Origin of the sequence: Pseudomonas sp. HR96 (genome assembly GCF_034059295.1) — a bacterium.
Lineage (GTDB): Bacteria > Pseudomonadota > Gammaproteobacteria > Pseudomonadales > Pseudomonadaceae > Aquipseudomonas.
Map to the genome: position 1 here is coordinate 1,018,120 of NZ_CP139141.1, position 19,610 is coordinate 1,037,729.

Consider the following 19,610-nt stretch of genomic DNA (forward strand, 5'->3'; position numbering starts at 1 on the left):
GGGCATGGCTACCGAGAGGCCGAAGGTTGGTGGGAGCCTCGCAGGCCCCGGCTCAACCGCTCCAATCGCTCATCCTTCTCGGACCACAACCCATTGATCCACTGCTGGAACTCTTGACGATAGGCTTCGTCGCCGTCGTAGCTCTTGCCGATGAACTGCCGGGGAATCGGCAGCTCCTCGAAGTGCGCAACGACGGTTTGCACGCGTCCGCAGAGCAAGTCCCAGAAGCCGGGCGTCGCGCCCGGGTAGTAGATGGTGACATTGACCAGCGACTGCAACTGCTCGCCCATGGCATCCAGTACGAACGCCATGCCGCCGGCGCGCGGCTTGAGCAGGTGCCGAAACGGTGACTGCTGCTGGTCATGCTTGGCCTGGGTAAAGCGCGTGCCCTCGACGAAGTTGAAGATGCCGGTGGGCTTGCCGCGAAACTTCGCGCAGGTTGCCCGAGTGGTGGCCAGATCCTTGCCTTTCTTTTCCGGGTGCCTGGCCAGGTAGGCCTTGGTGTAGCGCTTCATGAACGGAAAGCCCAGCGCCCACCAGGCCAGGCCGATCACCGGGACCCAGATCAGCGCCTGCTTGATGAAGAACTTCAGCGGGCGCACGCGCCGGTTCAGCACGTATTGCAGGACCAGGATATCGACCCAGCTCTGGTGATTGCTGGTCACCAGGTAGGAGTGCTGGTAGTCCAGCCCCTGCAGGCCAGTCACCTGCCAGTCCACTCGTGCACTGTTCATCCAGCGCTTGTTGTTGCCGACCCAGGCTTCGTGGATGTGCCGCATGAGTTCGTCGGTCACCCGCTGCGCGGCGGCGAACGGCAGGCAGAACTTGAACAGTGCGACCACGAACAGTGGCGTACAGCAGACGATGGTGTTGATGGCCAGCAGCAACGCGTTGACCACGCCGCGCAGGGCGGATCCTTGCTTCATGGTGCATCCTGCAAGTCAGTGCTGCGGTTGGCCTGGATGGCGGTGAGGGCGATGGTATAGACGATATCGTCGACCTGCGCCCCGCGTGGCAGGTCGTTGACCGGCTTGCGCAGGCCCTGCAGCATCGGCCCCAGGCTGACGCAATCGGCGCTGCGCTGCACGGCCTTGTGGGTGGTGTTGCCGGTGTTGAGGTCGGGGAACACGAAGACCGTGGCGCGTCCGGCGACCGGGCTGTCCGGCGCCAGTTGCCGGGCCACGCTTTCGTTGGCCGCAGCGTCGTATTGCAGCGGGCCGTCGATCAGCAGGTCACGCTGGCTTTCCCGGGCCAGTTGGGTCGCCTCGCGGACCTTTTCCACCTCCTCGCCACTGGCCGAGTTGCCGCTCGAATAGCTGATCATCGCCACCCGTGGCGGGATGCCGAAAGCCTGCGCCGAGTCGGCGCTCTGCAAGGCGATTTCCGCCAGCTCGCTGGCACTGGGGTGCGGGTTCATCACGCAGTCGCCGTACACCAGCACCTGGTCGGCGAACAGCATGAAGAACACTGACGACACCAGCTTGCAGCCCGGTGCGGTCTTGATCAGCTGCAGGGCCGGGCGGATGGTATTGGCGGTAGAGTGGATCAGCCCCGAGACCAGCCCGTCGACTTCGTCGAGGGCCAGCATCATGGTGCCGATCACCACGTTGTCTTCCAACTGCTGCTCGGCCATGGGGGCGTTCAGGCTCTTGCTCTTGCGCAATGCCACCATGGGTTCGACGTAGCGCTCGCGGATCAGGTCGGGGTCGAGGATTTCCAGCCCCGGCGGCAGCTCGATGCCCTGGGCGCGGGCCACCGCGTGCACATCCTCGGGCCTGGCCAGCAGCACGCAGCGCGCGATGCCGCGGGCCTGGCAGATGGCGGCGGCCTGTACCATCAGCGGCTCGGCACCTTCGGGCAAAACGATGCGCTTGTCGGCCTGCTGGGCCCGTTGAATCAGCTGGTAACGAAACACCGCAGGCGACAGGCGCAGCTCACGAGGCGTGCCGCAGCGCTGGTGCAGCCATTGGGCGTCGAGGTGGCCGGCGACGAAGTCGGTGATGATCTCCGCGCGCTCACGGTCGTCGATGGGGATTTCCTTGTTCAGCTGGTTCAACCGAGTGGCGGTGTCGTAGGAGCCGGTGCTCACCGACAGCACCGGCAGCCCGGCCTGCAGGGCGCCGCGGCAGAGTTCGAGGATGCGCGGGTCGGGCACCGTATCGCTGGTCAGCAGCAGCCCGGCCAGGGGTACGCCGTTCATGCTGGCCATGCTTACGGCGAGAATGATGTCGTCGCGATCTCCCGGGGTGACTACCAGTACGCCCGGCTTGAGCAGCGGTACGGTATTGAGCACGGTGCGTGCGCAGATGATGATCTTGCTCATGCGCCGCTGCTCGTAGTCGCCGGCATTGATCACCTGGGCGCCGAGCAGGTCGGCGACATCGCGCGTGCGCGGGGCGTTCAGGTCCTCCTGATAGGGGATGCAGCCGAGCAGGCGGAAGTCGCCGCCACGCAACAGCGGCGAGTGCTCCTTGAGGCGCGCGGCAAAGGCCTGCATGCTTTCGTCGGTGCGCACCTTGTTGAGGATCACGCCCAGTACCTTGGGGTCCTTGGGGCCGCCGAACAGTTGCGCCTGCAACTCGACGCGCCCGGACAGCTCGCCGAGCACCTCGTTTTCCGCCGCCGACACCAGGATGACTTCAGCGTCGAGGCTCTTGGCCAGATGCAGGTTGACCCGCGCCGCGTAGCTGGCATGGCGGGTCGGCACCATGCCCTCGACGATCAGCACGTCCTTGCCCACGGCAGCCTGCTGGTAGAGAGTGATGATTTCCTCGAGCAGTTCGTCCAGTTGGCCGTCGCCGAGCATCCGCTCGACATGCGCCAGGGCCAGCGGCTTGGGCGGCTTGAGGCCATGGGTGCGGGCGATCAGTTCGGTGGAGCGTTCCGGGCCCAGGTCGCCCGGGTGCGGCTGGGCGATGGGTTTGAAGAAGCCGACCTTGAGGCCGGCGCGTTCCAGTGTGCGTACCAGCCCGAGGCTGATGGAGGTCAGGCCTACGCCAAAGTCGGTCGGCGCGATAAAGAATGTCTGCATGCGAGCTTCTCGATGAGCGTTGCATTGGCGTTGGCGTATGGCTCGCCAATCGCTTGGATCAGCGCCAAGGGTAACGTTATCGATACCCGGTTGGCACCCCGCAGCGTGGTGCGGCGGAACTTTTCACCTCGCTTGGGCACCGTCCCGTCCGTCCGCGTTCCGTTCGCTTTCGGTCTGGCCCTTGGTTACACTTGGTCGTTCTACATTCTCAAGCAAAAGGTCTCGCCCCATGCTGATCGCCGCCAATAAGGCCGTCTCCATCGACTACACCCTGACCAATGAAATTGGTGAGGTCCTCGACAGCTCGTCCGGCGGAGCACCTCTGGTGTACCTGCAAGGCGCGGGCAACATCATTCCTGGTCTGGAAAAAGCCCTTGAAGGCAAGCAGCCTGGTGACGAATTGACCGTCACCGTAGAGCCCGAGGATGCCTACGGCGAGTACTCTGCCGAACTGGTCAGCACCCTGAGCCGCAGCATGTTCGAAGGCGTCGACGAGCTGGAAGTGGGCATGCAGTTCCACGCTTCGGCGCCGGACGGCCAGATGCAGATCGTGACCATTCGCGACCTCGACGGCGACGACGTCACAGTCGACGGCAACCACCCGCTGGCTGGCCAGAAGCTCACTTTCCAGGTCAAGATCGTCGACGTGCGCGACGCCAGCCAGGAAGAAATCGCCCACGGTCACGTGCATGGCGAAGGTGGTCACCACCACTAAGCATCGAAAACCTGGGGCTTTGTCCCTCCCACACCGATCGTGGGAGGGCCAAGCCCAAGCGTTTGCGCAGCACCCCCTCACGCTGACTCCGCACAATCACCCCCATCAATAGTGCTCCCCCGGCACACCCCAGCGGCGCTATCCTGCGGCCTTTGAGCCAATCCAGGAGCACCCGCATGTCGCTCGACGCCCTGTTCCAGCCCTTCCATCTGGGCAATCTGCAGCTACCCAACCGCGTCGTCATGGCGCCCATGACCCGTTCGTTCTCGCCCGGTGGCGTGCCCACGGCGCAGGTCGTCGAATACTATCGCCGGCGGGCCGCAGGCGGCGTGGGCCTGATCATCACCGAAGGCACCACGGTCGGCCATCGGGCGGCCAACGGGTACCCGCAGGTGCCGCGCTTCTACGGTGTGGACGCGCTGGCAGGCTGGAAGACCGTGGTCGACGCCGTGCACGGCGCCGGCGGCAAGATCGTGCCGCAGCTGTGGCACGTCGGCAGCGTGCGCAAGCCAGGCACCGAGCCCGATGCCAGCGTGCCGGCCTACGGCCCGATGGAGAAGCGCAAGGACGATCAACTGGTGGTACACGGCATGTCGGTCGAAGACATCGACGAGGTGGTCGCCGCCTTCGCCCAGGCCGCACGGGATGCCCAGGCCATCGGCATGGACGGCGTGGAGATCCACGGCGCCCATGGCTATCTGGTCGACCAGTTCTTCTGGGAGGGCAGCAACCAGCGCGACGACGAGTACGCCGGCAGCCTGGCCAACCGCTCGCGCTTCGCGGTCCGCATCGTCGAGGCGATTCGCGCCGCCACGGGCCCGGACTTTCCGATCATATTCCGCTTCTCGCAGTGGAAGCAGCAGGACTACAGCGCGCGCCTGGTGCAGACCCCCGAGGCCCTCGAGGCATTCCTGCAGCCGTTGGTGGCCGCAGGCGTGGACATCTTCCACTGCTCCACCCGGCGCTTCTGGGAAGCGGAGTTCCCCGGCTCGGACCTCAACCTTGCCGGCTGGACCCGCCAGCTCACCGGCAAGCCGACCATCACCGTGGGCAGTGTCGGCCTGGACGGCGAGTTCCTGCAGTTCATGGTCAAGACCGACAAGGTGGCCCAGCCCGCCAGCCTGGAAAACCTGCTGCAGCGCCTGGGCAACGACGAGTTCGATCTGGTGGCGGTCGGCCGGGCCTTGCTGGTGGACCCGGACTGGGCCTTGAAGGTGCGCGAAGGCCGCGAGCAGGACATTCTGCCGTTCAGCCGTGAGGCTCTGACGAGCCTGGTGTGACCGGCCACTGCGCCGCGCCATTGGCCTGGCAGGCGCTGCGCAGGTGGCTTTCGAAGCGCTTGACGATCGCCGCCCAGCCTTGCCGGGTCGCGTGGTGCCGGGCATTGAGGCGCACCCGTCGCAGCGCCTCGTCGTCCTCTAGCAGCCAGTTCACCGCTTCGATGAAATCCTCTTCGTCGCCGGGCAGGGCCACCGCGCCGGTGTGGCCGTGGCGGATGTGCTGGGCGGCGGCCGCGCTGTCGTAGGCGACCACGCCGAGCCCCGAGGCCTGGGCTTCAAGCACCACGTTGCCGAAGGTTTCGGTCAGGCTCGGGAACACGAACACGTCGGCCGAGGCGTAATGGGTTGCCAGCGCTTCGTCGCGCAGCGTGCCGCAGAACAGCGCGTCCGGCAGTTGCTGTTGCAGCCAACTGCGCTGCGGCCCGTCGCCCACCACCAGCAGGCGCAGGCGTCGGCCAGGATACCTCGCGTGCACCGCCGCCAACGTGCGCGGCAGCAGGCCAAGGTTCTTTTCCGCAGCCAGGCGGCCGACATATAGCAGCGCCAAGTCACCGTCTTGCAGCCCCCACTGGCGACGCAGTTCGTGGCTGCGCCGGGCCGGGTTGAACAGCTGGCTGTCGACCCCTCGCGCGAGCATTTCCAGGCGTTCGAAGCCGCGCCCCTGCAACAGCACGCGCTGGCTGCCGCTGGGCACCAGGGTCATGCGCGTGCGGTTGTGGAACCAGCGCAGGTAATGGGTCACCCAGCGCGTCAGCAGGCTCAGGCCGTACAGCGTGGAATATTGCTGGAAGTTGGTGTGAAAGCCGCTGACCACGGTGATCTTCAAACGCCGCGCCGCACGCAGGGCGCTGAACCCCAGCGGGCCTTCGGTGGCGATGTACAGCACGTCGGGGCGGTCGCGACGCCAGCGGCGCAGCAGCTTGTGCATGGACGACTGGCCCCATTGCAGTTGCGGATACCCCGGCAGTGGCCAGCCGCGGCACAGCAGCAGGTCCCTGCCGGGCTCCTCGCGTTCCTCGACCTGGCGCGGGCGCACCACTTCAACGCGGTGGCCGAGGCCGCGCAGGCCGTCGCTCAGGCGGCTGAGGGTGTGCGCGACGCCATTGACCTGCGGGGCGAAGGTCTCGGTGATCAGGGCAATGTGCAGGGAAGTTCGAGTCATGCCTGCCAGTGTGGGCCCGGGCCGTTGCGCGCAGATGGCGGCCCGGTGATGAAATTGTGACGGTCAGGCGCGCTCGCGCACCCAGAACAGCGTGGCACCGGCTACTGCCGCCGGCATCATCAGCAGGTTGACCACCGGAATCAGCAGCACCAGGTAGACGATGCCGCCGAAGCCCAGGCTCTGCCAGCGCTTGTTGCGCAACCAGGCGAGCATGTCCTGCCAGCTCATCTTGTGGTTGTCGGCGGGGTAGTCGATGTATTGGATGGCCATCATCCACACCCCGAACAATAGCCACAGCGGCGCGGCCACCACATTGACCACCGGTATCAGCGACAGTACGAACAGCGCCAGCGCCCGCGGCAAAAAGTAGCCCAGCTTGCGCATCTCACGGCTCAAGGTGCGCGGCACCATGGCCAGCAGCTCACCCCAGCTGAACGCCGGAAACTCGTCGGTGCCGCGCACCACCACTTCCACTTTCTCGGACAGAAATCCGTTGAACGGCGCGGCAATGATGTTGGCCAGCATGGTGAAGGTGAAGAACACCATCAGCACCACCAGGGCCACGAACAGCGGCCAGAGAATGTAGCCCAGCCAGTTCAGCCAGGAGGGCAGGCTGGGCATCAGGTGGTCGACCCACAGACCGAACTGGTGACCGGCGAAATAGATCAGCGCCACGAACAGCACCAGGTTGATCGCCAGCGGCATCAGCACGAACAGCCGCAGACCGGGGCTGAGCACCAGTTTCAGGCCTTCGCGCAGGTATTGGGGGCCGGACAGCATGGGGGCAGGCATAAGGAGAAGACTCCATCGAGGGCAGGGGGCAGACCTTACCCGAGTTTGCCCGGGCGAATAAGGTGCCGATAAGCGGTGGAAATCGACTGTAACAAAGGCTTGGACCACGCGTCTCAACCTTTATGGGGCGCCTGCATCACGGCATAGCGCCAGGCTATGAGCTAGATTGTGAATGGGTATTTCCTTAACCTGGACGCTCCCGTTACAGTGCGACCCAAATTGAGCGCTCGTGCCCCTTTGCCGAGTTGCCACCCGGTTTTCAGGGCTGACGGTTGCAGGCCTTCCCCAAGTGCCTTGTCGGTCCTTTTTCATTTCCAGCCGGTCCTGGTGCGCCAGGACCGCTAGATAGGAGTCTGTCATGTCTGAAGTTCGCCATTCCCGAGTGATCATCCTGGGTTCCGGCCCTGCCGGTTACAGCGCTGCCGTCTATGCCGCGCGGGCCAACCTCAAGCCGTTGCTGATCACGGGCATGCAGTCGGGTGGTCAGTTGACCACCACCACTGAAGTCGACAACTGGCCCGGCGACCCCCATGGCCTGACCGGCCCGGTGCTGATGGAGCGCATGCGCGAACACGCCGAGCGTTTCGAGACCGAGATCGTCTTCGACCACATCAATGCCGTGGACCTGGCCGGCAAGCCATTTACCCTGACCGGCGACAGCGGCCAGTACACCTGCGACGCGCTGATCATCGCCACGGGCGCCAGTGCCCGCTACCTGGGCCTGCCGTCGGAAGAAACCTTCATGGGCAAGGGTGTGTCGGCCTGCGCCACCTGCGACGGCTTCTTCTACCGCAACCGCGAAGTCGCGGTGGTGGGTGGGGGCAACACCGCCGTCGAAGAGGCGTTGTACCTGGCCAACATCGCCAGCAAAGTGACCCTGGTACACCGTCGCGAGACCTTCCGCGCCGAGAAGATTCTGATCGACAAGCTGCACGCACGGGTCGCCGAGGGCAAGATCGCCCTCAAGCTCAACGCCACTCTGGACGAAGTGCTCGGCGACAACATGGGCGTGACCGGCGCGCGTCTGAAGAACAACGACGGGAGCAGCGACGAGCTGAAGGTCGACGGCGTGTTCATCGCCATCGGCCACACGCCGAACACGGCGCTGTTCGAAGGGCAGCTGGCGCTGAAGGACGGTTACATGGTGGTCAACGGCGGCCGTGAAGGCAATGCCACCGCCACCAGCGTGGAAGGCGTATTCGCCGCAGGCGACGTGGCCGACCACGTCTATCGCCAGGCCATCACCTCCGCCGGTGCCGGCTGCATGGCGGCGCTGGACGTGGAGCGCTATCTGGATGGGTTGGCGAACGCTACCTTTTCCTGATGCCTTTGAGCACCGGCCAGGTGTAGGGGCCAACTGGCGCGGCAGGTTTCACCTGCCACACCACCGCTCAAACCGGCTGCGGCCCTCGGGGGGGGGGGGCGTGGCCCCCTGCCAAATTGTCAGCCTTTGCGCTTGAGAGGCTGAGCCGCAAAAACTACCCCCGCCAGGCCATGGGCGATCAGGTTGCGAATATTGCCGTGGTCGCTGCCCTGCGGCGTTGCCAGCACGCTGCGGTAGTGCTCGCCGAACGCCAGCAATGCCTGCTCATCACTCAAACCTTCCAGCACGGCCATGCCCAGGGTCTTGCACGAGCCCTCGTTCTGTCCGGCAGCGTTGTCCAGCTCGCCGTTGCGAAAGGCCTGCGGCTGGTAATCATAGTGTTCGGTCACAAAAGCCAGGGTATCGGCGAATGCGTGCTCGCCGCTGGCAAGGCGGGTCTTGAAACTGGACAGATCAGTCATGGGGTTTTCCTTGGGCGAACGCCTGCTGCTGTTCGGTGCTGGCTTCTTTCTGGTACTGGGCCTTCCACTCGGCGTAAGGCATGCCGTAAACCACCTCGCGGGCCTCATCCAGGCTGAGGTCGAGCTGACGGTCGTCGGCGGCGGCCTTGTACCATTTCGACAGGCAGTTGCGGCAGAAGCCCGAGAGGTTCATCAGGTCGATGTTCTGCACATCGGTGCGCTGGCCCAGATGTTCGACCAGGCGGCGAAAGGCAGCGGCTTCGAGTTCCAGGCGCTGCTGATCTTGTAAAGGCATGTGTGTTTCTCCGGTTCAGCGCTGCGCGGCGAGGGTGATCGACACCGACTCGGCGAATCGCAGCGCATGGGGTTTGTCCACCTCGACCTCGGCATACAGCACCGCTTCATGGCTCATGACCAGGTCCAGCAGCTCCTGGGTCAAGCGTTCGAGCAAGGCGAAGCGGTTGCCTTCGACGTGCTGGATCACTGCCTTGGTGATGGTGCGGTAGTTCAGGGCGTGGTCGATGTCGTTATCGCGCACCGCTTCCTGCGCGGCATACAGGATGGTCAGGTTGATCAGCACGTCCTGCTTGTTGAGGATCTCGTCCTCGTTGATGCCGATGAACGTACGCAGTCGCAGGTCCTTGACCCGGATGCGTGCCATTCCTGGTTGCAGTTGCGGCATGGCATTGCTCCGTTCGATCGATAGGGCTGAAGGTAGACGGCTATTTTACGTGCCGGCCGCCGTTCACGGTCAAGGTGGTGCCGGTCACGTAAGGGTTGTCGAGCAGATAGCGCAGGCTCTGATAGACGACTTCGCTGCCCGGCTCGATTCCCAGCGCGGACTTGGCCAGCGCCCGGGTGCGGTAGGCGGCGTCGTCTTCTGGGTTGAACAGGATCAGCGCCGGGGCAATGCCGTTGACCTTGATGGCCGGCGCCAGGCGGGCGGCGAAGGACAGCGTCAGGCTCTCCAGCGCAGCCTTGCTGGCGCAGTAGGCGATGTGCCGGGGGCTGCCCTTGCGCACCACATCGTCGCTGATATGGATGATATCGGCCGGCTCGCTGGCGCGCAGCAGCTCGCTGCAGCGCAGGTTGATCAGGTAGGGCGCCAGCACATGCACACCGAGCATCTCGGTCATGGCGGCGGCCTCCTGGCCGGCCACCTCTGCCTGCCAGCTGGAGGCGTTGTGAACGATCGCCCGCAGGCTGTCGGTGTGGCCCTTGAGCCGGTCGATGAACGCCAGGATGCCGGCCTCATTGCTGAAGTCGGCGGGCAGCAACGTGGCGCCCAGCTCGCGCAGCTCCTGCACGCCCGGGCGTTCATGACGGTAACTGGCGATGACCGCTTGGCCTTCGGCCAGCAAGCGCTTGGCGCAATACAGGCCGATGCGCTGGCCGGCGCCAGTAATCAGGACAGGGGCAGGGCTGGGCATGCGCATTGGGTCTCGGGAGGCTGAGGCTCCGTTATACCATACCGCCGCCTAGCCCCCGTGGCTCGCTGCCGCGTCGCGCAGGGCGCGGGTAGGCGCCGGATGCAGCCAGCCGGCCAGCAGGTGGGTGGAAAGCGGAATGAAGAAGAACACCATCAGCGGCGTCAAGGCCAGGGTGCTGAAGAAGATTCTGCTGACCAGGGGCAGCTCGGCCAGCCAATGGCCGAAGACAAAGTTGAACAGCAGCGACACCGGGAAAAACGCCACCCAGATCGCCACGGCCTGCTTCCAGCGCGGCGGGCGCTGCAGGTCGTTGCTGGCAAACCAGTTGTCGATGCCCTTGACGCGGTGCTCCGAGGGTTGCGCGAACAGCCCGGCGCCGCGGGCCAGCCAGGCCTGGCGCGAAGCCGAATGCTCCCAGGCGTGCAGGGTGGTCTCGTCGGCAAAACGGAAGATGATCTGGAATTCGTCGTCTTCGGGCGGTGGCGCGAGGACACCGGAGCCAAGGTAGCCAGGGAAGTCGGTGGCCAGGTGTTCGCCTTCATGCAGCCAGGCGATCAGGTCGTGGTAACGGCCGTGGGCGGCGCGACGTGCCACCATCAGGGTGACGGGTGCGGTAGACATGGGTGAATCTCCTTGGCGTAGCTGCCCGGGTAGGGCGGCTCTTCATACGCAGCGCCGGGGTGATGGGCTGCGTGTGCAATGGCAAGCGGGGTTGCCGCGTCGATAGCGGTCAAGTCCAAGCAAGGATTATTCCTGATCCGGCGGCGAAGTGGCAGCTTTCTTCTGACAAACAGCGGTGCAGCCGACCGACTGACGGCGCTAGAATGCTCGACTGCCCTCAAGACCCCTGGTTTGCCTGACGATGAATGATTCTGCAGCCCCGGCAATCAGCCCTGACGATTCTGGCCAGGAGCTGTTGCCGATTCGCGAAGTGTCGCGCCTGACCGGCATCAACCCGGTCACCCTGCGGGCCTGGGAACGCCGTTATGGCCTGGTTCAGCCCATCCGCACCGAAAGCGGGCACCGCTTGTACTCCCAGGCCAACATCGAAGAGGTTCGACAGATTCTTGGCTGGATCGAACGCGGCGTGCCGGTGGGCAAGGTCGAGCGCATCCTGGCCCGCAGTGAAAGCCTGCGCAGCCAGGCGCCGGACCCCAGCACGGCACCAGGTGAATGGGCCGAGTGGCAGGCACGCGTGCGCCGCGCCGTGGGTGAGTTCGACGAGCGCCTGCTGGAGCAGGTCTACGGCCAGATATTTTCCAGTTACCCGCTGGTGGTGGTGTTCCAGGAGATCTTCATGCCGGTCTGGGTGCAGCTGCTGGCCGAGCGCGAGCGGTTCGGCCAGCTGAGCGAATGGCTGCTGCTGGACGGCTTTCTGCGTGGGCGCACCCTGCAGCGTCTGCAGCTGCACAACGGGCTGCCAGCCCACCTGGGGCGCGTGCTGGTGGCCGCTGTGCCTGGAGAATGCCGCGAACTGGAGCTGCTGGTGGCCGGGCTGATGCTGGTGAGCGGCGACATCGAGGTGCGGGTGCTGCCGTTCGGCCAGCCGCTGGAAGAGCTCAGCCTGATCTGCGACAAGGTCCGCCCCGAGGCGCTGGTGTTGTATTCAACCCATCCGCCGGCAACCGATGCCGGCAAGGGCTGGGCACGTCTGGCGCTGTCGCTGGAGTGCCCGCTATTGCTGGCCGGCGAGCTGTCGGAGCTGGCGCATGACAGCTTCGTGGGCGCGCCCATCGTCTGTCTGGGCAGCGACGGACGCTTCATGCAGCGGCGCTTGCAGCAATTTCTCGAAGGGCACCTGGACAGTTGAGGTGGAGCCTCAGACGTGCAGGTCGGGGTGGCTGAGCTGGTGCTGTTGCAGGATGTATTGGCGTAGCCGCTCGGTCTCCCCGGCGTCGCTCTGGCTCAGACGGTAGGCCGCCAGGCCCTTGGCCTTGGTCCGCTCCAGCGTGCCATTGAGGGCCATCGGCGCGTGGCCGTCGGGGCAGAACCACAACGAGAACTCTACCGGCGGCGGGGTTTCGGGGTCCAGTTCGAGCAGCACGCCCTTGAAGGAAATTTCGCGCACCAGAAAATCCGTGCTCAAGCCCAGGTCGTCCCGCAGGGCCACCGGCGAGGCCAGGGTCAAGCGCCAAGGGCGCACCATCGGGCCGTCTTCGTAGATGCTCGGTGCACCCAGGTGAAGGTGCACGGCATGGAACTCGTCTTCCACCAGTTCCAGCGGAAAGCTCATCTGCTGGTTCTCGAACTGCGCCTGGATGGTCACCTGCTCGTGAGCCGCCAGGCGGGTGAGCAGGTCCTTGACCTGCAAGCCGCCATTGACGGTCAGGCTCGGGCTGGCATCCCCCAGATTGAACTGCGGGTTGTGCTGCATCTTCTTGATGAAGTCCAGCTCATCCTGGGTCAGGAGTGCTTCGGGTTCCATGGACAGACTCGAACAGGGCAATTGAAAGACGGTTTTACGCTGATTTAGACAACAAATGGAAACACAAGTTATCGCCGTTCGTCACCTTGCAGCCGCCGAATGTCTTCATGAGCAGCCTGCAGCTGGCGCTCCAGCTCGCCGATGCGCTGCTGGGCAGCCACCTGTTCGCTGACATCTTTCTGTATCCCGACGTAATACATAAGCTGGTCAGCTTCATTGTAAACAGGGGTGATCGACAGCTCGTTCCAGAAAGAAGTGCCGTCCTTGCGGTAGTTGCGCAAGATCTGCCGGGCCGGTTTGCCCTGGTCGATGGCCTGGCGCAGTACCTTGAGCACCTGGGGGTCGGCTTCACCATTCTGCAGGAAGCGACAGTCGCGGTAGAGGATCTCCGCGCCGCTGTAGCCGGTCATGCGTTCGAAAGCCGGGTTCGCATAGATGAGGATGTTGTCTTCACCTTCCTGTTCGGCGACCACGATGCCGTCGTCAGAGGCGTCGATCACAAGTTGCAGCAGCTTGGCATTGATCATGTGAATCCTGCGAGGTGTCATCAAGGCATGTTGCCATTATGACGGACGTCGTCGGTTATTGTTCAAACTGCTGAACTCGACGCCCCCCGTCTGGTGGCGCCGGGAATGATAATATCCGTCGCCTGCCCACTGCCCAGGATCGTTCGCAATGAAAGTCGCCATAATTTCCGGCTCCGTGTACGGCACTGCCGAAGAAGTCGCACGCCACGCCCAGAAGCTGCTCGAGGAAGCTGGGTTGCAGGCGCTCTTCAGCCCCCGCCTGTCGCTCGAGCAACTGCTGGCCGCCGAGCCCCAGGCGCTGCTGGCGGTCACCTCGACCACCGGCATGGGTGAGTTGCCCGACGACCTGCAACCTCTGTATGCCGCGCTGCGCGACAGCCTGCCGGCGGCGCTGCGCGGCTTGCCTGGCGGGGTGATCGGTCTGGGCGATGCCAGCTATGGGGATACCTATTGCGGCGGCGGCGAGCAGATGCGCGAGCTGTTCACCGAGCTTGGGGTGCGCGAGGTATCGCCGATGCTGCGCCTGGACGCCAGTGAGTCGGTCACCCCGGAAACCGACGCCGAGCCTTGGCTGGCGCAGTTCGCGGCGGCGCTGAGGTCATGACCGGCGTTCTGCCAGCAGCTCCAGCCAAGCCTGTGCGGCGCGCGACAGATAGGCGCCCTGGCGCCAGATAAAGGCAATGTCCCAGCGCAATTCGTCGGGCTCGGTCAGGGTCAGGCGCACCACCCCAGGCCGCACCAGCGCCCGCGCGACGACGCTGGGTAGCAGCACCACGCCCTGGCCGGCGGCGACCAGCGCGGCGAGAAAGTCGGCCTGGCCGCTGCGCCCGCCTTCGCGAGGGGTGAAGCCCTGGCGCTGACAGGCCTGGACCAGGCGTTCGTTGAGCACGAAGCTGCGCTGGTACATCAGGAAGGGCGTTTCGGCGAGCTCGGCCAGGCGCACCTCGCGGTTATCGGCCAATGGATGAATGGCCGGCAGCAGGACGTCGAGTGGCTCGTTGCAGAATGGCTGGAAGGCGAATGCCGGGTCGTGGGGCGTCAAGCTGCCGCCCAGCTCCAGCTCGCCATTGAGCACCGCTTTTTCGATGACCAGGCTGCCGCCTTCGATCAGGTGCACCTGGATGTTCGGATAGCGCCGGCGATATTCGGCGAACAATTGGGCGAACAACATATCGCTGCCCAGCAGGGGCAGGCCCAGGCGCAGCTCGCCGCGAGCCATCTGGCTGAGGTCGTCGAGCTCGCGCTGCAACTCGCCGCGCAGGCGCAGCATCGCCTCGCCGCGCTTGAGCACCACGCTTCCGGCCGCCGTCAGCAGCAGGTGTGAGCCCTGGCGCTCGAGTAGCGGGGTGCCCAGGCTGTGCTCCAGCTGGGCGATCTGCTTGCTCACGGCCGACTGGCTGATATTGAGCACGCTGGCGGCCTGGGTGAAGCCGCCCTGGCGCATGACCTCGCTGAAGGTGCGCAAGTGTTTGAATTCCACAGCAAGCGTCTCCCAATCAATTGAGGCGGTGGGTTGTTCGGTGTCGCGATTCCATTATGGAATGCGAGGCAGTCTAACAATTCGTTTAAGACATGGAACCGGTCTCTTTACACTGGCCGTGACTCGGGCGACGGACGCCTGAGTGCAGACAAGGTGGCCAGGGTGAAAAAATTCGCGCGAGTCGTTGCCGAGATGTTGGTACTGCTCGGTCTCTACCTGCTGGGCGGCCAGCTCGCAGCTTGGCTGCACTGGCCTATTCCCGGTGGCGTGGTGGGCCTGGCGCTGTTGCTGCTGGCGTTCGCCAGCGGGCTGATTCGCCCGGCCGTGTTGCAATTGGGCGCTGGCTGGCTGATGGCCGAGATGTTGCTGTTCTTCATTCCTGCCTTGATGAGCCTGCTCGACTACGGCGCCCTGGCCCGCAACCAAGGCTGGCGGATCATGCTGGTGATCGCCGTCAGCACTCTGACCGTGATGCTGGTGACCGCTTTGACCGTTGAATACGCCTGCCGCTGGAAGACCCGCCGTGACGTTTGAACCCATGCCGATGTTCTGGCTCGCGCTGACCCTGCTGGCCTATGTCGGCAGCCGCTGGCTGTACCGGCGCACCCGCCGCTACCTCTTCTCGCCGCTGATCCTGGTGCCCACGGTACTGCTGGCGATCGCCGCGCCGATGCACACTGCCTACGCCGAATATTCGCGCAACACCCACTGGCTGATGCTGGTCCTGGGGCCTGTCACTGTGGCCTTTGCCGTGCCCATCTGGCAGCAGCGGGCCCTGCTGGCACGGCACTGGTCGGCGTTGCTGCTGGGCATGCTGGCGGGCAGTGCGGCGTCCATCGCCAGCTCCTGGTGGCTGGCCCGGGCGCTGGCCCTGGACAACTCGGTGAGCCTGTCGCTGGTGCCGCGCTCGATCACCACGCCGTTCGCCATGCCCCTGGCCCACGACCTGGGCGGCGTGCCGGAGCTGACAGCGGTATTCGTGATGTTCACTGGCGTGTTCGGCGCCATGCTCGGCGGCATTCTGCTCAAGTGGCTGCCCCTGCAAAGCCCCTTGGCCCGCGGCGCGCTGTTCGGTGTCGGCGCCCATGGCGCCGGGGTCAGTCGTGCGCAGGAGGTGGGTAAGGAGGAGGGCTCGGTGGCCGGCCTGGTGATGGTTCTGACCGGCCTGCTCAACCTGTTCGCCGCGCCATTGCTCCAAGCGCTGATCTGACGGCGAGCCAGTTGGCGATGGGCATAAAAAAGGCCGCTGTGATTACACAGCGGCCAAGCAAGACGTTGGTCAAGGAGCTTCAAAACAACGTCGGTGAACAGGGTGCTCTGCGTGCCGTTGCACAACCCTTCGCTACCGGTTGAAAGGCGTCAGGCGCAGATGAATCAAGGGCTGTAGGGGCGGCCCTGAATGTGGTGGTCATTATAGGTGTGGCCATGTCGGCGAAATACCGTGGTTTGCGACATGCTCTGTTACAGTCTGCGCAACAGTGATTCTGCCAATGCTGGGATCCAAGGGTTGCGGCCAGCGACCGACCTCCAGCAAGATACTCCCATAACAAAAAGAATCTCGGGAGATGTCCCATGCCCCAAGACTTTACTGCCAGTCCTCTGCGTTACCAGTCCGGTTTCGCCAACCAATTCGCCAGCGAAGCGCTGCCCGGCGCCTTGCCCAGCGGCCAGAACTCACCGCAGCGTGCGCCCTACGGGCTGTACGCCGAACAATTGAGCGGTACCGCCTTCACCATGCCGCGCCACGAGGCGCGCCGTACCTGGCTGTACCGCATCCGGCCCTCGGCCCTGCACCCGGGCTTCGTACCGCTGCACCGCCAGCTGCAAGGCGTTGGCCTGGGCCCGGGCAATCCCAATCGCCTGCGCTGGAACCCCTTGCCCATGCCCGAGGCGCCCACCGACTTCATCGACGGCTGGGTAGCCATGGCGGCCAATGCCGATGCCGATCAGCCCGGTGGCGTCAGCCTCTACCATTACGCCGCCAACCAGTCGATGCAGCGGGTGTTCTATGACGCTGATGGCGAGCTGCTCCTGGTGCCCCAGGCCGGGCGCCTGCGCATCGTCACCGAACTGGGCGTGCTGGAGGTCGAGCCGTTGCAGATTGCCCTGTTGCCTCGCGGCCTGAAGTTTCGCGTCGAGTTGCTCGATGGCGAGGCCCGCGGCTATCTGGCAGAGAACCATGGCGCGCCCCTGCGCCTGCCGGACCTGGGCCCGATCGGCAGCAACGGCCTGGCCAACCCGCGGGACTTCCAGGCCCCGGTGGCCCACTTCGAGGACCGCCAGGGCGCGGTAGCGCTGGTACAGAAATTCCACGGCCAGCTGTGGGGCTGCCAGCTGCAGCATTCACCCTTCGACGTGGTGGCCTGGCACGGCAGCCATGTGCCCCTGCGCTACGATTTGCGCTGCTTCAACACCCTGGGCAGCATCAGCTTCGACCACCCGGACCCGTCGATCTTCACCGTGTTGACCTCACCCGGCAGCGTGCCGGGCCAGGCCAACATGGACTTCGTGATCTTTCCGCCGCGTTGGCTGGTGGCCGAGAAGACCTTTCGCCCGCCCTGGTTTCATCGCAACCTGATGAACGAGTACATGGGCCTGATCCAAGGCGTCTACGATGCCAAGGCCGAGGGCTTCGTGCCCGGCGGCGCCTCGCTGCACAGTTGCATGAGCGCCCACGGCCCGGACCGCGAAACCTGCGCACGGGCCATCGCCGCCGAGCTGCAACCGCAGAAGGTCGACCAGACCATGGCGTTCATGTTCGAGACCCACCAGGTACTGCGCCCCACGCGTTTTGCCATGCAGTGTGCGCAGCGCCAGGCCGACTACGACGCGTGCTGGGCGGGCCTGCCGAGCACCTTCGACCCCGACTGGAGCCCTTCATGAACGGTGCCCGCAGCTGGCTGGAAACGGCCAACGGTCACGCCGACTTTCCGCTGCAGAACCTCCCTTACGGCGTGTTCAGCCATGGTGGGGCAGCCCCGCGGGTTGGCGTGGCGATCGGCGACAGCATCCTCGATCTGCCCGCGTTGCTGGCCCGTGGCTTGCTTTATGGCCTGGCCGCCGATGCCGTCGCCGCCATGGCCGGCGGTACCCTCAATGCCTTCTTCGCCATGGGCCAGGGCCCGCGGCTGGCCTTGCGTCAACAGTTGCAGGAGCTGCTCGAGGAGACCAGCCAGCAGCGCGCTCGCGTTGAATGCTGCCTGCTCGACAGCGCCGACTGCAGCTTGCACATGCCGGCGCGGGTCGGCGACTACACCGACTTCTACGTTGGCATCGAGCATGCGAAAAATGTCGGTGCTTTGTTTCGCCCAGACAATCCTCTGTTGCCCAACTATAAATTTGTGCCCATCGGCTACCACGGCCGCGCCTCGACCCTGCGCGCCTCTGGCCATCCAGTGCCGCGGCCACGCGGCCAGAGCCTGCCCGCCGGGCAGGGCGAACCGACCCTGGCCGCCACGGCGCGGCTGGATTTCGAGCTGGAGCTGGGCGTGTGGATCGGCCCCGGCAATGCCTTGGGCGAACCGCTGCCGATCGGCCGAGCGGGCGAACACGTAGCCGGTTACTGCCTGCTCAACGACTGGTCGGCGCGCGACATCCAGGCCTGGGAGTACCAGCCTCTGGGGCCATTCCTGTCGAAGAGTTTCATCACCTCGATCTCGCCTTGGGTGGTCACCCCCGAAGCCCTGGCGCCGTTTCGCTGCGCACAGCCGTCGCGCCCTCACGGCGACCCGCAGCCGCTGCCCTATCTGTGGGACGAGCACGATCAGGCCCGAGGCGCCCTGGCCATCGACCTGCAGGTGTGGATCAGCACCGCGCACATGCGCAGCGTCGGCCTGCCGGCCGAGCGGCTGAGCCAGAGCAGCACCCTGGCCATGTACTGGACGGTCGCGCAGTTGCTGGCCCACCACAGCAGCAATGGCTGCCAGCTGCAGCCGGGCGATCTGTTCGGCAGCGGCACCTTGTCCGGTGCCCAGCCGGGGCAGTACGGCAGCCTGCTGGAGATGACCCAGGGTGGCAAGGTCGCCCTGCAACTGGCCTCGGGTGAAGCGCGGCGCTTTCTCGAAGACGGCGACGAGATCATCCTGCGCGGTCGCTGCCACCGCGAAGGCTATGCCTCCATCGGTTTTGGCGAGTGCCGCGGGCGCGTCCAGGGTCTGGGGGAGCGTGCCTAGTGTATCGAGGTCGGGGTGGTAGGCAGCTGGCTCAGCCGCGCGGTCAGGCGCAGGCGCTGCAACGGATCGTCGCTGAGCAGCAGTGCGTGTTCGAGGTCGAAGCGCTCGGCCTGCGGGCAATCGAGCCGCTGGTAAAGCCCGGCACGGGCGAGAAAATCGCCGGCGGTGGCAGGCGGGATCGCCAGCACCCGCTCGGCATCCTTGAGGGCCGCGATTTCGTCGTCATGGCTGCTGTGCAGCTGGCGCAGGTTGCGTGACAGGCGTTGCAATATCTGCGGCCCCTGCGCTTCGCGCAGATGATCGGCCAACAGCGGCGTCTTGGCACCGAATTGCCGGGCCAGCAGCTCGCGGCAGTCGGCGGGGTACAAACGGCGTCCGCCGCAGGGGTCCAGCTGGTGATCGGCGCCCGGCACCCGCAGCAGGAAATGCCCAGGAAAATTCACGCCGACCAGGGGAATGCCCAGGCGTCTGGCCAACTCCAGGCTGATCAGGGCCAGCGCCAACGGCTGTCCGCGGCGCCGTTCGAGTACCTGGTCGAGGAGTGCGGCCTGGGGCCGCAAGGGATGATGATCATCCTGCTGAAAGCCCAGGGCGCTCAGGCGGCGCAGTAGCGGTTGGCCCAGTTCGCCGGGCGGCAAAGCCGGCAGCCCGCTGCTGACCTCGCGCTGCAGCGCATTCAGGGTCTCCAGGCAGTGCGCCGGTTGCACCGCAGGGTCGTGCTCGACGGCGATCCACAACGCCGCCTCGAACACTGCGGCAGGGCCGCGTTGCAGGCAGGCTAGAAAGGCTTGGCGTGGGTTCATCGGGGCTC

General features: G+C 65.2%; 22 protein-coding genes and 1 pseudogene. 9 read left to right on the plus strand and 14 right to left on the minus strand.

From position 1 onward, the window contains the following. Positions 1 to 8: 8 nt before the first annotated feature. The 3 genes and pseudogenes from SFA35_RS04810 to SFA35_RS04820 form a co-directional block, all read right to left on the minus strand. Complete coding sequence (locus tag SFA35_RS04810) at positions 9 to 926, minus strand: acyltransferase (protein ID WP_320575767.1); 918 nt, start codon at positions 924 to 926, stop codon at positions 9 to 11. Next, positions 923 to 3,031, minus strand: coding sequence for a phosphate acetyltransferase (gene pta, locus SFA35_RS04815; protein WP_320575769.1), 2,109 nt, complete (start codon positions 3,029 to 3,031; stop codon positions 923 to 925). Before pta ends, SFA35_RS04810 begins: the two co-directional genes overlap by 4 nt. A gap of 144 nt (positions 3,032 to 3,175) precedes the next feature. Further along, positions 3,176 to 3,292 (minus strand): annotated as a pseudogene (locus tag SFA35_RS04820) (DUF3565 domain-containing protein); the annotation flags it as partial. Here SFA35_RS04820 and SFA35_RS04825 point away from each other — a divergent pair. Next, positions 3,261 to 3,746, plus strand: a complete 486-nt coding sequence (locus SFA35_RS04825; RefSeq protein WP_320575771.1) for a peptidylprolyl isomerase — start codon at positions 3,261 to 3,263, stop codon at positions 3,744 to 3,746. The pseudogene SFA35_RS04820 and the gene SFA35_RS04825 overlap by 32 nt on opposite strands. A 176-nt stretch (positions 3,747 to 3,922) precedes the next feature. Then, positions 3,923 to 5,026 carry an NADH:flavin oxidoreductase gene (locus SFA35_RS04830; RefSeq protein WP_320575773.1) on the plus strand — a complete coding sequence of 368 codons (1,104 nt, stop codon included), beginning with the start codon at positions 3,923 to 3,925 and terminating at the stop codon, positions 5,024 to 5,026. On the opposite strand, the gene SFA35_RS04835 is transcribed toward SFA35_RS04830, so the two are convergent. Together SFA35_RS04835 and cysZ are read right to left on the minus strand one after the other, a co-directional pair. After that, complete coding sequence (locus SFA35_RS04835; RefSeq protein ID WP_320575775.1) at positions 4,995 to 6,188, minus strand: glycosyltransferase family 1 protein; 1,194 nt, start codon at positions 6,186 to 6,188, stop codon at positions 4,995 to 4,997. The genes SFA35_RS04830 and SFA35_RS04835 overlap by 32 nt on opposite strands. A 63-nt stretch (positions 6,189 to 6,251) precedes the next feature. Further along, positions 6,252 to 6,980, minus strand: coding sequence for a sulfate transporter CysZ (gene cysZ / locus SFA35_RS04840; RefSeq protein WP_320575777.1), 729 nt, complete (start codon positions 6,978 to 6,980; stop codon positions 6,252 to 6,254). A 358-nt stretch (positions 6,981 to 7,338) separates the two neighbouring features. Here cysZ and trxB point away from each other — a divergent pair, with 358 nt between their 5' ends. Further along, positions 7,339 to 8,304 carry a thioredoxin-disulfide reductase gene (gene trxB / locus SFA35_RS04845; RefSeq protein ID WP_320575779.1) on the plus strand — a complete coding sequence of 322 codons (966 nt, stop codon included), beginning with the start codon at positions 7,339 to 7,341 and terminating at the stop codon, positions 8,302 to 8,304. A gap of 119 nt (positions 8,305 to 8,423) precedes the next feature. On the opposite strand, the gene SFA35_RS04850 is transcribed toward trxB, so the two are convergent. From SFA35_RS04850 to SFA35_RS04870, 5 genes are read right to left on the minus strand one after another with little or no spacing between them, the layout of a single operon-like run. Then, positions 8,424 to 8,765 (minus strand): HopJ type III effector protein, encoded by a 342-nt coding sequence (locus SFA35_RS04850; protein WP_320575781.1) that lies wholly within the window; start codon positions 8,763 to 8,765, stop codon positions 8,424 to 8,426. After that, positions 8,758 to 9,060: a DUF1244 domain-containing protein gene (locus SFA35_RS04855; protein WP_320575783.1), complete on the minus strand. Its 303-nt coding sequence runs from the start codon at positions 9,058 to 9,060 to the stop codon at positions 8,758 to 8,760. The genes SFA35_RS04850 and SFA35_RS04855 overlap by 8 nt, the downstream gene beginning before the upstream one ends. A gap of 15 nt (positions 9,061 to 9,075) precedes the next feature. Further along, entirely contained in the window at positions 9,076 to 9,447 is a 372-nt protein-coding gene (gene folX, locus SFA35_RS04860; protein WP_320575786.1) for a dihydroneopterin triphosphate 2'-epimerase, read from the minus strand. Between the two features lie 40 nt (positions 9,448 to 9,487). After that, the gene (folM, locus tag SFA35_RS04865; RefSeq protein ID WP_320575788.1) at positions 9,488 to 10,195 is read right to left on the minus strand and encodes a dihydromonapterin reductase; all 708 of its coding nucleotides are present in this window, start codon (positions 10,193 to 10,195) and stop codon (positions 9,488 to 9,490) included. A gap of 48 nt (positions 10,196 to 10,243) precedes the next feature. Next, positions 10,244 to 10,816: an antibiotic biosynthesis monooxygenase gene (locus tag SFA35_RS04870; RefSeq protein ID WP_320575790.1), complete on the minus strand. Its 573-nt coding sequence runs from the start codon at positions 10,814 to 10,816 to the stop codon at positions 10,244 to 10,246. 241 nt (positions 10,817 to 11,057) lie between these two features. On the opposite strand from SFA35_RS04870, the gene SFA35_RS04875 reads away from it, so the two are divergent. Then, positions 11,058 to 12,005, plus strand: a complete 948-nt coding sequence (locus SFA35_RS04875) for a MerR family transcriptional regulator (RefSeq protein ID WP_320575792.1) — start codon at positions 11,058 to 11,060, stop codon at positions 12,003 to 12,005. 9 nt (positions 12,006 to 12,014) lie between these two features. On the opposite strand, the gene SFA35_RS04880 is transcribed toward SFA35_RS04875, so the two are convergent. Next, on the minus strand, positions 12,015 to 12,620 hold the full coding sequence (locus SFA35_RS04880; RefSeq protein WP_320575794.1) for a hypothetical protein: 606 nt from the start codon (positions 12,618 to 12,620) through the stop codon (positions 12,015 to 12,017). A 68-nt stretch (positions 12,621 to 12,688) separates the two neighbouring features. Beyond that, positions 12,689 to 13,147, minus strand: coding sequence for a PAS domain-containing protein (locus SFA35_RS04885; protein WP_320575797.1), 459 nt, complete (start codon positions 13,145 to 13,147; stop codon positions 12,689 to 12,691). 148 nt (positions 13,148 to 13,295) lie between these two features. Here SFA35_RS04885 and SFA35_RS04890 point away from each other — a divergent pair, with 148 nt between their 5' ends. Further along, complete coding sequence (locus SFA35_RS04890; protein WP_320575799.1) at positions 13,296 to 13,751, plus strand: flavodoxin; 456 nt, start codon at positions 13,296 to 13,298, stop codon at positions 13,749 to 13,751. Here the strand turns inward: SFA35_RS04890 and SFA35_RS04895 are convergent. Then, complete coding sequence (locus SFA35_RS04895; RefSeq protein WP_320575801.1) at positions 13,746 to 14,627, minus strand: LysR family transcriptional regulator; 882 nt, start codon at positions 14,625 to 14,627, stop codon at positions 13,746 to 13,748. The genes SFA35_RS04890 and SFA35_RS04895 overlap by 6 nt on opposite strands. 192 nt (positions 14,628 to 14,819) lie before the next feature. Between SFA35_RS04895 and SFA35_RS04900 the strand changes: the two genes are divergently transcribed. From SFA35_RS04900 to fahA, 4 genes are all read left to right on the plus strand, one after another. Then, positions 14,820 to 15,161, plus strand: a complete 342-nt coding sequence (locus SFA35_RS04900; RefSeq protein WP_320578839.1) for a CidA/LrgA family protein — start codon at positions 14,820 to 14,822, stop codon at positions 15,159 to 15,161. After that, positions 15,151 to 15,837, plus strand: a complete 687-nt coding sequence (locus tag SFA35_RS04905; protein WP_320575803.1) for an LrgB family protein — start codon at positions 15,151 to 15,153, stop codon at positions 15,835 to 15,837. Before SFA35_RS04900 ends, SFA35_RS04905 begins: the two co-directional genes overlap by 11 nt. 362 nt (positions 15,838 to 16,199) lie before the next feature. Continuing rightward, positions 16,200 to 17,510 carry a homogentisate 1,2-dioxygenase gene (gene hmgA / locus SFA35_RS04910; protein WP_320575806.1) on the plus strand — a complete coding sequence of 437 codons (1,311 nt, stop codon included), beginning with the start codon at positions 16,200 to 16,202 and terminating at the stop codon, positions 17,508 to 17,510. Further along, positions 17,507 to 18,799 (plus strand): fumarylacetoacetase, encoded by a 1,293-nt coding sequence (gene fahA, locus SFA35_RS04915; RefSeq protein ID WP_320575808.1) that lies wholly within the window; start codon positions 17,507 to 17,509, stop codon positions 18,797 to 18,799. Before hmgA ends, fahA begins: the two co-directional genes overlap by 4 nt. On the opposite strand, the gene SFA35_RS04920 is transcribed toward fahA, so the two are convergent. Then, complete coding sequence (locus SFA35_RS04920; protein WP_320575810.1) at positions 18,796 to 19,602, minus strand: SirB1 family protein; 807 nt, start codon at positions 19,600 to 19,602, stop codon at positions 18,796 to 18,798. The genes fahA and SFA35_RS04920 overlap by 4 nt on opposite strands. Positions 19,603 to 19,610: the final 8 nt, after the last annotated feature.